The following is a 12,696-nucleotide window of genomic DNA, read 5'->3' as shown; positions in this document are numbered from 1 at the left end:
GATTGCTTCGATCAATCCGCCCAGCGCCCGGCGGCGGCACGATCGGCCAGCCATAGCAGGCGTCCCTGGGGACGCAGCCTTGCCGCCGGAACCTCGCGCTCTTCGCCGCTCAGGATACGATCCAGCATCGCGCGTTTTCCCCCGCCCGAGACGACGAACACGACCAGTTCAGCACTTTCGAGCACCGGATATGTCAGGGTGACGCGCGATTCCGGGCGCCCTTCGGTGACCGGCAGGACCCAGCGTTTTTTCTCGTCGAGCAGTTTTGGCTGGCCTGGCAGCAAGGATGCGGTATGGCCGTCATCACCCATGCCGAGAAAGCAAATATCGAAAAATTTCCGATCCGGTGCCAAGCTTTCCGAACCGTAGAGGGATTTCAGGGTTTTTTCATAAGCTATGGCGGCCTCGTTCACCGTCAAACCCTCGAACGGCACCGGATGGATTCGCGGCTTTTCATGATCGAGCCGGTCGAACAGCGAATTGCGGACCATGTGAAGGTTGCTGTCGTCATCGTCCGGGGAGACGAAACGCTCGTCGCCGAGCACGAAGTCAATCGCCGACCATCTGATCTGCTGCCGATAGGGTGCGACGGCGAGCCGTTCGTAGAGTGATTTCGGCGTCGAGCCGCCGGCAAGTCCGGCGACGAAGCGGTCTGGCGCCACCATCGCCGCATCGGCGAACAGTTTTGCGCCGGCTTCCGCGAAAGCCTCGGCATCGGGAACGACCAGAATCTCGCCCAGCACCGGTTTCATGCGCCGTCTCCGTCGAGCACGAAGCGCCGTATCGCCTTCGCGAATCCATCATGCTCATTGCTGTCAGTGGCGAATTTCGCGTGTGCCTTGACCGTGTCATCGGCATTGCCCATTGCGATCGACACGCCGCTGCGCTTGAACATTCTGACATCGTTCGGCATGTCGCCGATCGTGGCGATGTGGTCCGGCTCGATCTTGAGAATACGGGACAGCGAATCGACCACCGCACCCTTGTTGGCTTTTGCGTTGGTGATGTCGAGATAATAAGGCTGCGAACAGGAGGCCGCGACATTGTCGCCGAATTCGTCCTGAGCGGCCTTCAGAGCCTGCTGCATTTTTTCATGGTCATCGGTGACGCCGACGATCTTGACCACGGTTTTCAAATCGTCGGCGGAAAAATCCTCGATGATTTCGGGATCGAACTGCACCGTGCGCGCCTCGCGATCGACATGCGGTGCCAACTTATCGCGCACCAGCCAGCGCCTTTTGGTATAGACCCACGCATCGAGATCGTGCTCGCCGAGCAAATCGATCGCGCGCTTGATGACCTCGCTCGGAAGATCATGACTGTCGATCACCGTTTTGAGATCGGGCGCGATCAGCACGCCGCCATTGAAACCGGCGATCGGCGTGTCGATGCCGAGTGGCTTGCTGACCATCGCCATGCCGCGCGGCGGCCTTCCGCTGGTGATCGCGAATTTGATGCCGGCTTTGTGCAGATCGGCAACCGCGCGTTTCGCCCCCTCGGTGAGTTCCTTTTCGTTGGTGACCAGGGTGCCGTCGACATCGGCGAGAACCAGCTCGATTTTGCGGCTCATGAGCGCCCCCCCGTCTTGGGCAGGGCGACATCGCGCCAGCGGCGCCCGGCATCGTCGTCCGACAGCAGGCGATCCGCCGCATCCGGGCCCGGACTGCCCGAAGCATAATTCGGAAAATCGCTCGGCTTCGTCGCAGCCCAGCGATCGAGGACCTGTTGCACGACGCGCCAGGTTTCCTCCACCATGTCGGCGCGCTGGAACAAAGTCTGATCGCCGATCATGCAGTCATACAGCAGGGTTTCATAGCCGACATTGGGTTCCGGCGCAAACCAGTCGCGATAGCGGAAATCCATTTTCACCGGAGCGAGGCGCATCGCCTGGCCGGGGCGCTTGACCTCGAACTGCAGCGAAATGCCCTCATCCGGCTGGATGCGCAGCACCAGCCAGTTCGGCGGCATGGTGTCGAGCGAGGTGCCCTGGAACGCCGCCAGAGGCGCCTTCTTGAAGCGGATGGCAATTTCGCTCATCCGCTGGGGCATGTGCTTGCCGGTGCGGATGTAGAACGGCACGCCGGCCCAGCGCCAGTTGTTGATTTTCAGTCGCATCGCCACATAGGTTTCGATGGCAGAGTCTTTTGCGACATCCGGCTCGTCGCGATAGCCGATGACCTGTTTGCCGGCGACCGTGCCGGGGCCATACTGGCCGCGCACCGCATCGGTTTCGGTCAATGTCTCGATCGCGGCGAACAACTCGTATTTTTTGTCGCGGATCGCTTCCGGCTTGAACCCGATGGGCGGTTCGATCGTCACCATGGCGAGCAACTGGAACACGTGGTTCGGCACCATGTCGCGTAATGCACCGGTCTGTTCGTAGAATTTACCGCGCCCTTCGACGCCCACGGTCTCTGCGACGGTGATCTGCACATGATCGATCCGGTCGCGGTTCCAGATCGGCTCGAACATCCCGTTGCCAAAGCGCAGTGCCATGATGTTCTGCACCGTTTCCTTGCCGAGGAAATGGTCAATGCGATAGATCTGGCGCTCCTTCAGGATGCCGAGGATCTGCGTATTCAGCGCCTGGGCCGAGGCGTAGCTGTGGCCAAAAGGTTTTTCGATGACCACACGGCACCATGGCGCATCGATGGCAGCATCGTCTTTCTCGTGAACCAGCCCGGCTTCACCCAAATGCTCGACGATGGTGCCGAAGAACCGGTCCGCCACGGCGAGGTAGAACAGCCGGTTGCCGCCGGTGCCGTGCTGGGATTCGAGCGATTCCAATTCCTGTTTCAGCGCCTGATAGAACGCGGCATCGGTGAAATCACCCTGGACGTAGGAAAGGTGACCGGCAAATTTGCTCCAGGTATTCTCGTCGATTTTCTTGATCTGGTCTTCGGCGTTGGGGTCGCCAATGAAGCTTTCCAGCGTCTTGTGCAGCGAGTTTTTCCAGTCATCGGCGCTGCGTTTGGCGATATCCGCGCCGATCAAGACGAATTTCTCGGGAATCAGCCCGGTATGCGCGAGGTTGTAGAGGGCCGGAACCAGCAGGCGCTTGGTGAGATCGCCCCCGGCGCCGAAAATGACGACGCTGCACGGACCGGGCGGTTTCGTCGAACTGGGCTGTTGCGTGGTCGCGTCGTCGCGCAGCGGATGATTGGCCATCGCCGTCATGGTCAGCTTCCCTTTTTGCCAGTGTCGTGACCTTGTTCGATGTGACCACCGAAACCCTGGCGCATCGCCGAGAGCATTTTTTCGCCGAAAGTGTGTTCCTTGCGCGAGCGGAAGCGGGCGAACAGCGAAGCTGTCAGAACCTCGGCGGGCACGGCTTCTTCGATGGCGGCCTCGATGGTCCAGCGGCCTTCGCCGGAATCCTCGACATAGCCGGTATAGTTGGTGAGTTGTTCGTCCTTGGCCAGAGCCGAGGCGGTCAGGTCGAGCAGCCAGGACGAGACCACGCTGCCGCGCCGCCACACCTCGGCGATGTCCGCCAGATTGAGCTCGAAGCGATGGTCTTCGGGCAGATCGGTCGAGAATTTGTTGCGCAGGACGTCGAAACCTTCCGCATAGGCCTGCATCAAGCCGTATTCGATGCCATTATGGACCATTTTCACGAAATGCCCGGCACCGACCGGGCCGGCATGGATGTAGCCCTGCTCGGCGCGGGGGTCTTTCCCGTCGCGATCGGGGGTTTTCTCGATCGTGCCGATGCCGGGTGCCAGGGACTTGAAAATCGGATCGAGCCGTTTCACCACATCGGCCTCGCCTCCGATCATCATGCAATAGCCGCGCTCGATGCCCCAGATCCCGCCGGAAGTTCCGACATCGAGATAATGAATGAATTTTTTCCTGAGCGTGGCCGCGCGGCGGATATCGTCCTTGTAGAAGGTATTGCCGCCATCGATGATGACGTCGTCCTTATCCATCAGCCCGGCGAGGGCTTCGATGGTTTCCTCGGTGATATGTCCCGACGGCAGCATGACCCACACCGCGCGCGGTGCCTCCAGCGCCTTGATCATCGCGGCAAGATCACCGACGCCGGTTGCGCCGTCTTTCTGAAGATCCTTGACCGTGTCAGCGGATTTGTCGAACACCACGCACTCGTGTTCTGCACGCATCAGACGACGCGAGATATTGGCCCCCATGCGGCCAAGGCCGACGATTCCGATTTTCATATTCTTGCTCCGCTCCGTTAATGGAATGCGTGGTCGACGGCCTGTTGCAATTCCTTCAAGCCCGTGCCGACATCTTTCAGGTGAACGCGCAGAACGCGCCGGCCGCGCTCGACCAGGACGCTGAGATCGCCCTGGGCTTGCGCGGCCTTGACCTGGCCGAAACTATAGGAGTGGCCGGGAACCGGAAGATCATGCGCATCGTCCGCAGTGATTTGCAGGAACACGCCGCTGTTCGGTCCACCCTTATAGGCCTGGCCCGTCGAATGCAAAAAGCGCGGCCCGAAACCAAGGCAGGTGGCGACTTTGCGTGCGTCGCGCAGCCGGGTTCGGATCGCCTCCAACGCTTTGCCGTGCGCCTCGTTGCGCTCGATATAGGCGAGGATGGCGATGTAGTCGCCGGCGTGGGCGCGGCCGAAATGCTTCGCAAGATATGTCGCGAGCGAATTATGCCGGCCGAGTGCTTCGGCATTCTTCGCGTCGGCATGGATCGCGACGCCGTTCGCGCGGAACACCGGCTCGTTCTGCGCGACGCCGCCGGATTTTTCATAAGCGTCAGTCAGGGCACGGGTTTTGATCTTGCTGGCTTCGACATCCGGCTGGTCGAACGGGTTGATGCCGATGATCGCACCCGCGACGGCAGTTGCGATTTCCCAACGGAAAAATTCCTGCCCGATATGCGCGACATCGCGCACCGCGATACGCACCACCGGATGCCCCGCTTTCGCCAGGGCCGCGACATGAACGGATTGCGCCTTCTGCTCATTACCGTCGAGAACGAGATAGGCGAACACGCGATCCTTGCCATAGACGCTGACATCGCCCAGCGGTTCACTGTCGAGCGGGATCAGGCCGTGACCCTGCTTGCCCGTGGACTCCGCGATCAACTGCTCAAGCCAGGCGCCGAGATCGGCGATTTTCGGCGAGGCGATGATGGTGACCTTGTCGCGCTTGAACTGCTTGGCGGCGATGCCCAGCAGCAGGCCGAGTTCCGCGCCGGGGTTCTGGTCCACCGGAACATTGGCGCCGCAACCGGTGACCATGTGGGCGGTGATTTCCAGGAACCGCGCCACGTCGATTCCCATGGCGGCGGCGGGAACCAGGCCGAATTTCGACAGCACCGAATAGCGCCCGCCGATCGATTTCACGCCATGGAAAATATGGGCGAAACGATCCTTCCTGGCCTCGGCTTCGAGCGCGGAACCCGGATCGGTGACGGCGATGAAATGCTCGGCCCAATGGGCGTCGCCGACCGTCTCGATCATGCGCGCCTTGAAATAGGCGAGAAAGATGTTCGGCTCCAGCGTGCTGCCCGATTTCGACGACACGATGAACATGGTTTTCTTGAGATCGAGCGTGCGTTCGAGCGTGCGGATTTGCGCGGGATCGGTGCTGTCGAGCATGTGAAAGCGTGGCCAGCCCGCATGGTGACCGAAGCTCTTTGCCAGCACTTCCGGCCCGAGGCTCGACCCGCCCATGCCGAGCAGAACGAGATGCGCGAATCCGCCGGATTTCACCGCCTCGGCGAAGCGCGCCAGCGTGCCGACATGGTCGTGTTCATGCCTGACGATATCGAGCCAGCCGAGCCAGTGATCTTCGTCCTTGCCGGTCCAGACCGATTTATCGCCTTCCCATAATTTGCGGATTTTGCCTTCCGCGAGCCATTGTTTCTGCTCTGCCGCGATTGCGGATTTGAGCGCATCGTCGGTCTCGACGGTCGCCTTGTTCACCGAGACCGACGCCGCGCGCTTTTCGGCCACCGCGCCGAGCAGCTTGTCGAACGCATCAGCGAATTGCTTCACCCCGTCCACCACCAGATCGGCGGTGACTTTTTCGAGAGAAATGCCGGATTTTTCGAGCGATTTCAGGATTGCCCTGCCGCCGGCGAGATCCTGTTCGACCGCATCGGGCACAACTTTGCCGTGGTCGCGGAACGCATCCATCGTCGCCGGCGGCATGGTGTTGACGGTGTCGCGGCCGATCAAGGTTTCGACATAGAGCGTGTCGGGATAGGTGGGGTTTTTCACGCTGGTCGAGGCCCAGAGCAGCCGCTGGGTGTGGGCCCCCTTGGCGGCGAGCGCATCCCACGCCTTGCCGGAAAACAGCTTCTTGTATCTCTCATAGGCGACTTTCGCATTGGCGATGGCGGCTTTGCCGAGCAGCGGTTTCAGCGCGGTGTCGCCGGCATCGATTTTCGCCTGAAGCTGCTTGTCGATGACGTTGTCGATCCGGCTGACGAAGAAGCTGGCGACGCTGGCGACTTTGGAAACATCGCCGCCCTGTCCGGCGAAATGCTCGAGCCCGGCGATATAGGCTTTCGCCACCTCCTCGTAGACCGGCACGGCGAACAGCAGGGTTACGTTGATCGACAGCCCCTCGCCGATCAGGGTGCGGATCGCCGGGATTCCGGCCGTGGTGGCCGGCACCTTGACCATCAGATTGGGCTTGCCGACCGCTTTCCACAGGCGCCGCGCTTCGGCGATGGTGGCTTCGGTGTCGTTCGCGAGATAGGGCGAAACCTCCAGGCTGATGAAGCCGTCGCGGCCCTTGGTTTCTTTGAACACGGGAAGCAGGACATCGGCCGCTTCCTTGATGTCGGCGATGGCGAGATGCTCGTAGATCGCCATCGGACCATGATCGGCGTGCTTGAGGAACGCGGCGAGATCATCGCCGTAATCCTTCGAGCCGGCGATGGCTTTTTCGAAGATCGATGGGTTGGAGGTGACGCCCTTCAGCCCGTCCCGCTCGATCAGGGTTTTGAGGTCGCCCTGTTGGATCAGATGGCGCTGGACGAAATCGAGCCACGGCGCCTGGCCGGTCTCGGCGAGTTGTTTCAGGGCATTCATCATGAATCTCCTAGCAGATAGCAGAAGGCGTGGATGTCGATCGTTTCGGTTGGACGCGGCCTCCCTCCCGATCATCCGTCAGGACAGATGGGGCGGGCGGCCACTGATGTCACGCGATGTCGGGCGGGGTCGGGCGTTCCTGACCGTATCGTGAACGCGGGGGCGATCATGCGTCTAGCTGCCCCGGAACACCGTCCCACAACCTGATCCCGCCGGTGATGCCGGTCTCGTTCGAGACCAGGTGGACGTCAGCGGGCAGGTCGAAGCCGATCCGCTTCGTATTGCCGCCGCCGATATAGAGCATGTCGAAATTGACCAGGACGCGCAGCGCCTCGATGACCTTCTGCACGTGCTTGTTCCATTTGCCTGCGCCATCGACCTTCAAGGCGGCTTCGCCCACGTAATGATCGTAGCTGCGCTTGTTGCGCGCGATGTGCTGGCCGAGTTCCAGATGCGGCGCGGGTTCGCCGTTGCTGAACAGCGCGAACCCCATGCCGGTGCCGAGCGTGATGGTGCATTCGAGCCCACGCCCGGAGATGGCGCCGAGGCCCTGCACCGTCGCGTCGTTGGCGAGCCGCACCGGACGGCCGAGCCGGGCCGACAATTTTTCCACCAGCCGGAATCCGTGCCATTCGGCGCCGCCGAGATTGGGCGCCGTCAAGATGAGTCCATCGCGCACCGCGCCGGGAAACCCGACCGAAACCCGGTCGAACCCGCCGAGCGGGGCGGCCAGCGCGGCGATGGTTTCAACCAGGACCGAAGGCGCGCCGCCGAGCGGGGTGACCACCCTGACCTGATCGGTCAGTTCAGTCGAATCCTGGCCGACGATCGCGGCCTTGACATGGCTGCCGCCGACATCGACACACAGGGTACGGAGCTGCGCCGTGCCAGGTTGCTTGGCGTCGGCCCGGTGCGTTGCCTGGCTCGTCGATCGGTCCATGGTTCCATCCCCGGCTAATAATGCGCCTGAAGGCGCACGCGGAACAATCTGGCGCGTTCCGCCACTCTTTTCAATTGCGTCGCGGAATCGTCACCCCGGCACGCCGGACGGAGCGGCGCTGACACGGAAGCGAAACTGGACTAAAGGGCGCGTATGACCGCGACCCCTACCGAACTCATCCGCAATTTCTCGATCATCGCCCATATCGACCATGGCAAATCGACCCTGGCCGACCGGCTGATCCAGGCCACCGGCGCGCTGACCGCGCGCGAAATGACCGAGCAGGTGCTCGACACCATGGATATCGAGAAGGAGCGCGGCATCACCATCAAGGCGCAGACGGTGCGGCTGTCCTACCCCGCGAAGGACGGCAGGACCTACACGCTGAATTTGATGGACACGCCCGGCCATGTCGATTTCGCCTATGAGGTGAGCCGCAGCCTCGCCGCGTGCGAGGGGTCGCTGCTGGTGGTCGATGCCTCGCAGGGCGTCGAGGCGCAGACCCTTGCGAACGTGTATCAGGCGATCGACGCGCATCACGAGATCGTGCCGGTGCTCAACAAGATCGACCTGCCGGCGGCCGAACCCGAGCGGGTCAAGCAGCAGATCGAGGACGTGATCGGGCTGGATGCGTCGGATGCGGTGGAAATTTCCGCCAAGACCGGGTTGAACATCGAAGCCGTGCTGGAAGCGCTGGTGACGCGGCTGCCGCCGCCGGTGGGCGATGCCGATGCGCCGCTGACCGCGCTGCTGGTGGATAGCTGGTACGACCAGTACCTCGGCGTGATCATCCTGGTGCGGGTGAAGAACGGCCGGCTGAAACGCGGCCAGCGCATCCGCATGATGTCCACCGGGGCAGTGCATACGATCGATCAGGTTGGGGTGTTCGCGCCGAAATTGCGCGCGGAGGCGGATCTGGGGCCGGGCGAAATCGGTTTCATCACCGCCGCGATCAAGACGGTGGCTGATTGCAACGTGGGCGACACGATCACCGACGATCGGCACCCCTCGGCCGAGGCGCTGCCTGGCTTCAAGCCGTCGATTCCCGTCGTGTGGTGCGGGCTGTACCCGGTCGATGCGGACGATTTCGAGAAACTGCGCGACAGCCTGGGCAAGCTGCGGCTGAATGACGCGAGTTTCCACTACGAGGCGGAAACCTCGGCGGCCCTGGGCTTCGGATTCCGCTGCGGATTCCTGGGATTGCTGCATCTGGAGATCATCCAGGAGCGCCTGTCGCGTGAATTCGACCTCGATCTGATCGCGACCGCGCCTTCGGTGGTGTATCGGCTGCACAAGACCAATGGCGAGACCATGGAGCTGCACAACCCGGCCGACATGCCGGACGGATCGGTGATCGATCATATCGAGGAGCCGTGGATCAAGGCGACGATCATGGTGCCGGACGATTATCTCGGCGCGGTGCTGACCCTGTGCAACGAGCGGCGCGGCCAGCAGGCGGATCTGACCTATGTGGGCAATCGGGCGATGGCGGTGTATCGGCTGCCGCTGAACGAGGTGGTGTTCGATTTCTACGATCGGCTGAAATCGGTCTCGCGCGGCTATGCGAGCTTCGATTACCAGATGGACGATTACGTCGAGGGCGAGCTGGTGAAAATCTCGATCCTGGTCAATCTGGAGCCGGTCGATGCACTCGCCTTCATCGCCCATCGTTCGGTCGCCGAGACGCGCGGCCGGGCGATCTGCGCCAAGCTGAAGGATCTGATCCCCAAGCAGTTGTTCAAGATCGCGATCCAGGCGGCGATCGGCGGGCGGGTGATCGCGCGCGAGACGATCGGCGCACTGTCGAAGGATGTGACCGCGAAGTGCTACGGCGGCGATATCAGCCGCAAGCGCAAGCTGCTGGACAAGCAGAAAGAGGGCAAGAAGCGGATGCGCCAGTTCGGCAAGGTCGAAATTCCGCAGACCGCGTTCCTCGCCGCGTTGAAGATGGACGCCTGAGTTTTGCTCCTCCTCGATGCCGGGATTTTGTTGTTGTTGCTCCTCCTGGTGCTGCTGGCGCTGGCGGTGCTGTCGCTGCAATCCCGGCGGATTGCGGGGCTGAGCGAAACGCTGCGGAGCGAAATCGCGGAGCAGTCGCGCGCCGGATTGATTACCGCGTTCGAGCGGGTGCAGGAGGGGGCGCGGGCGCAGAACGAGCAGTTGGGCCGGCTGCACGGCGCGATCGGCGATCTTTCGCTGCTGATGACGGAAAAACTGGCGGAGGCGGAGCGCGCCGCCCAGACCGGCCGCGCCCAGGCGCTGAACGAGACGCTGGCGGTGATCGCGCGTCTCACCGACAGCCAGACCCAGCTCGCCGACCGGATGGGGCGCGATTTTGGTGGTTTCTCCGTCGCGCTGCGCGAGGAGCAGGAGAAATTGCGCGGCCGGGTGGAGCAGAAACTCGACGAAATGCGGGCCGGCAACGAGGCCAAGCTGGAGGCGATGCGGCTCGCGGTCGATGAGCAACTGCAATCGGCCCTGGAAAAGCGGATCGGCGAGAGTTTCCAACGGGTCGCCGACCAGTTCGCCCAGGTGCAGCAGGCGATCGGCCAGGTGCAGAACGTCGCGACCCAGGTGGGCGATCTCAAACGCCTGTTCGCCAACGTGAAATCGCGCGGCGGCTGGGGCGAGGCGCAGATCCGCCAGACCATGGAGGATACCCTGCCGCCGGGCACCTTCGAGGCGAATTTCAAGGCCGATCCGAACAGTGCGGAGACGGTGGAATTCGCGCTGCGGATGCCGGTGCGCGAGGGGGAGCAGCCGGTATATCTGCCGATCGATGCGAAGTTTCCGACCGAGGATTACGACCGGCTGCTGCTGGCATCGGAGGCGGCGGATCGGGTGGCTGAGGAGATCGCGATCGTGGCGCTGGGCGCGCGGATCAGGGCGGAGGCGAAGAAGATCGCCCAGAAATATATCCGTCCGCCGCGCACCACCGACATCGCGGTGCTCTATTTACCGAGCGAGGGGTTGTTCGCCGAAGTGGCGCGGATACCAGGGCTGATCGAGCAGATTCAGCGCGAAACCCGTGTGCTGATCCAGAGCCCGAGCTTGCTCCCTGCCCTTCTGCATACCATCCGAGTCGGCCATTTCACCGTGCAACTCGAGCGCAAGGCGGGCGAAATCGGCAAGATCCTGAGCGCGGTGAAAGCCGAGTGGGGCAAACTCGGCGACACGATGGAAAAACTCGCCAAACGCTCAATCGACATGAGCGGCGATATCGAAAAAACCCAGATCCGCATCCGCGCCGTCGGCCGCACCCTGCGTGCGGTCGAAGCAGTGGACTACATCGAAGCCGCCCCCCTGCTCGGCATCGAAGCCGCCGCCGAGGAATAGCCCGCCCCCGCTTGAGCCGCCGCGTTTCTTTGGCTAAGAAGCGCCGGCGCCGGAGGGATGGCCGAGCGGTCGATGGCGCACGCTTGGAAAGCGTGTGTGCGTGAAAGCGTACCGTGGGTTCGAATCCCACTCCCTCCGCCAGACCCCGGTTGCCCCTTGTCGATCACCATCGAAAAATCCCTTGAAATCCCTTGTTTTCTGAGCCTATCGTGTGGCTGTTCATCGGCTCCGATGGGCGGCAAGCGCGATGGAAGGCGGGGTAGAATGCGGGGTATCGAAATCCGAGATGGGGTATTTTCGGGGTTTACCACATGCTGACCGACGCGGCGGTGCGCAAGGCACCTGCTGCCGCGAAGCCCTTCAAGCTCTATGATTCAGGTGGCCCGTTCGTCCAGGTGACACCCGGCGGTAGCAAGCTCTGGCGGATGCGATACTCGCTCGCGGGCCGCGAGAAGCTGTTGAGTTTTGGTGCCTATCCTGCCGTGAGCCTCGCCGCTGCGCGGGATGCGCGGGATGCGGCGCGGGCGGAGTTGCGGGGCGGCCGTGACCCGTCCCTGACGCGGCGGCAGATGCGCGCAAACGCCCAGGCGAGCGATCGCGGGTTTGAGGCGGTCGCGCGGCAATGGCACGCCCTCCATGCGCCGCACTGGACCGAACGCCACACCGAGGATGTGCTCGGCAGTCTCGAAAAGCTGGTTTTCCCTGCCATTGGCGGCATCGACATTCGTGAGATCACCGCACCAATGGTTCTTGAGGTTATACGGCGCATCGAAAAGCGTCCGGCGCTTGAGACCGCGCGGCGCGTGCGGCAGCGGATGTCAGCGGTCTTTGTCCATGCGATCGGCAGCGGCTTGGCCGAGGCCGACCCGGCGGCGATCGTGGCCGGCGCCATGGCGCCGATGAAAAAGGGACGGCAGCCGGCCGTGGTCGATCTCGAATCAGTGCGCGAGGCCCTCGTCGCAGCGGAAGCGATCCCCGCCCATCCGGTCACGAAGCTTGACCTGAACCGCGCCGGGAATCCTGGAGGCCATTTTGTTTGACTCAGGCGACCATAGCCATCTCGTTCAGTTGTTCATAGTAGCGCGCCTCGGCCTCGGCGGGTGGGATGTTGCCGATCGGCTCGAGGAGACGCCGGTGGTTGAACCAGTCCACCCATTCGAGGGTGGCGAATTCGACCGCTTCGGCATGGCGCCACGGCCCGCGTCGGTGGATCACCTCCGCTTTGAACAGGCCATTGATGGTCTCCGCCAAAGCGTTGTCGTAGCTGTCTCCGACACTGCCGACCGACGGTTCGATACCGGCTTCGGCCAGACGTTCAGTGTAGCGGATCGAGACATACTGTACGCCCCGATCACTGTGATGCACGAGGCCATTCCGCTGGGTCGGGCGGCGATCGTGC

Annotated in this window: 10 protein-coding genes and 1 tRNA gene; 4 read left to right on the top strand and 7 right to left on the bottom strand. The window is 62.5% G+C overall.

The features are described 5' to 3' along the window. Positions 1-11 precede the first annotated feature (11 nt). The 6 genes from pgl to L2A60_RS03865 form a co-directional block, all read right to left on the bottom strand. The gene (gene pgl, locus L2A60_RS03890; RefSeq protein WP_235703059.1) at positions 12-752 is read right to left on the bottom strand and encodes a 6-phosphogluconolactonase; all 741 of its coding nucleotides are present in this window, start codon (positions 750-752) and stop codon (positions 12-14) included. Further along, positions 749-1,570 carry a Cof-type HAD-IIB family hydrolase gene (locus L2A60_RS03885; RefSeq protein ID WP_235703058.1) on the bottom strand — a complete coding sequence of 274 codons (822 nt, stop codon included), beginning with the start codon at positions 1,568-1,570 and terminating at the stop codon, positions 749-751. The genes pgl and L2A60_RS03885 overlap by 4 nt, the downstream gene beginning before the upstream one ends. Then, positions 1,567-3,177, bottom strand: coding sequence for a glucose-6-phosphate dehydrogenase (zwf, locus tag L2A60_RS03880; protein WP_235703057.1), 1,611 nt, complete (start codon positions 3,175-3,177; stop codon positions 1,567-1,569). The genes L2A60_RS03885 and zwf overlap by 4 nt, the downstream gene beginning before the upstream one ends. A 2-nt stretch (positions 3,178-3,179) precedes the next feature. Then, on the bottom strand, positions 3,180-4,178 hold the full coding sequence (gene gnd / locus L2A60_RS03875; RefSeq protein ID WP_235703056.1) for a phosphogluconate dehydrogenase (NAD(+)-dependent, decarboxylating): 999 nt from the start codon (positions 4,176-4,178) through the stop codon (positions 3,180-3,182). Between the two features lie 17 nt (positions 4,179-4,195). Continuing rightward, positions 4,196-7,021, bottom strand: a complete 2,826-nt coding sequence (locus L2A60_RS03870) for a bifunctional transaldolase/phosoglucose isomerase (RefSeq protein WP_235703055.1) — start codon at positions 7,019-7,021, stop codon at positions 4,196-4,198. Between the two features lie 166 nt (positions 7,022-7,187). Next, entirely contained in the window at positions 7,188-7,961 is a 774-nt protein-coding gene (locus L2A60_RS03865) for an ROK family protein (RefSeq protein ID WP_235703054.1), read from the bottom strand. Between the two features lie 153 nt (positions 7,962-8,114). Here L2A60_RS03865 and lepA point away from each other — a divergent pair, with 153 nt between their 5' ends. The 4 genes from lepA (at position 8,115) to L2A60_RS03845 (ending at position 12,337) form a co-directional block, all read left to right on the top strand. Continuing rightward, positions 8,115-9,920, top strand: coding sequence for a translation elongation factor 4 (gene lepA, locus L2A60_RS03860; RefSeq protein WP_235703053.1), 1,806 nt, complete (start codon positions 8,115-8,117; stop codon positions 9,918-9,920). A gap of 33 nt (positions 9,921-9,953) precedes the next feature. Further along, a complete protein-coding gene (locus L2A60_RS03855; protein WP_235703052.1) occupies positions 9,954-11,297 on the top strand; it encodes a DNA recombination protein RmuC in 1,344 nt (447 codons plus the stop codon). A 51-nt stretch (positions 11,298-11,348) separates the two neighbouring features. Next, positions 11,349-11,438 (top strand) — tRNA-Ser (locus L2A60_RS03850). Positions 11,439-11,608: 170 nt separating this feature from the next. Next, positions 11,609-12,337, top strand: a complete 729-nt coding sequence (locus L2A60_RS03845) for a tyrosine-type recombinase/integrase (protein WP_235703051.1) — start codon at positions 11,609-11,611, stop codon at positions 12,335-12,337. A gap of 1 nt (position 12,338) precedes the next feature. Here the strand turns inward: L2A60_RS03845 and L2A60_RS03840 are convergent. Continuing rightward, positions 12,339-12,696: integrase core domain-containing protein (locus L2A60_RS03840; RefSeq protein ID WP_235703050.1), on the bottom strand; the 358-nt coding region annotated here is incomplete at its 5' end.

This window comes from Acidiphilium iwatense (genome assembly GCF_021556475.1).
Lineage (GTDB): Bacteria > Pseudomonadota > Alphaproteobacteria > Acetobacterales > Acetobacteraceae > Acidiphilium > Acidiphilium iwatense.
This window is presented reverse-complemented; position numbering and strand designations above follow the sequence as displayed.

Bases quoted from the DNA above. Each gene is read 5' to 3' on its own strand.
- pgl (WP_235703059.1), bottom strand. From the start codon at position 752: ATGAAACCGGTGCTGGGCGAGATTCTGGTCGTTCCCGATGCCGAGGCT.
- L2A60_RS03885 (WP_235703058.1), bottom strand. From the start codon at position 1,570: ATGAGCCGCAAAATCGAGCTGGTTCTCGCCGATGTCGACGGCACCCTG.
- zwf (WP_235703057.1), bottom strand. From the start codon at position 3,177: ATGACGGCGATGGCCAATCATCCGCTGCGCGACGACGCGACCACGCAA.
- gnd (WP_235703056.1), bottom strand. From the start codon at position 4,178: ATGAAAATCGGAATCGTCGGCCTTGGCCGCATGGGGGCCAATATCTCG.
- L2A60_RS03870 (WP_235703055.1), bottom strand. From the start codon at position 7,021: ATGAATGCCCTGAAACAACTCGCCGAGACCGGCCAGGCGCCGTGGCTC.
- L2A60_RS03865 (WP_235703054.1), bottom strand. From the start codon at position 7,961: ATGGACCGATCGACGAGCCAGGCAACGCACCGGGCCGACGCCAAGCAA.
- lepA (WP_235703053.1), top strand. From the start codon at position 8,115: ATGACCGCGACCCCTACCGAACTCATCCGCAATTTCTCGATCATCGCC.
- L2A60_RS03845 (WP_235703051.1), top strand. From the start codon at position 11,609: ATGCTGACCGACGCGGCGGTGCGCAAGGCACCTGCTGCCGCGAAGCCC.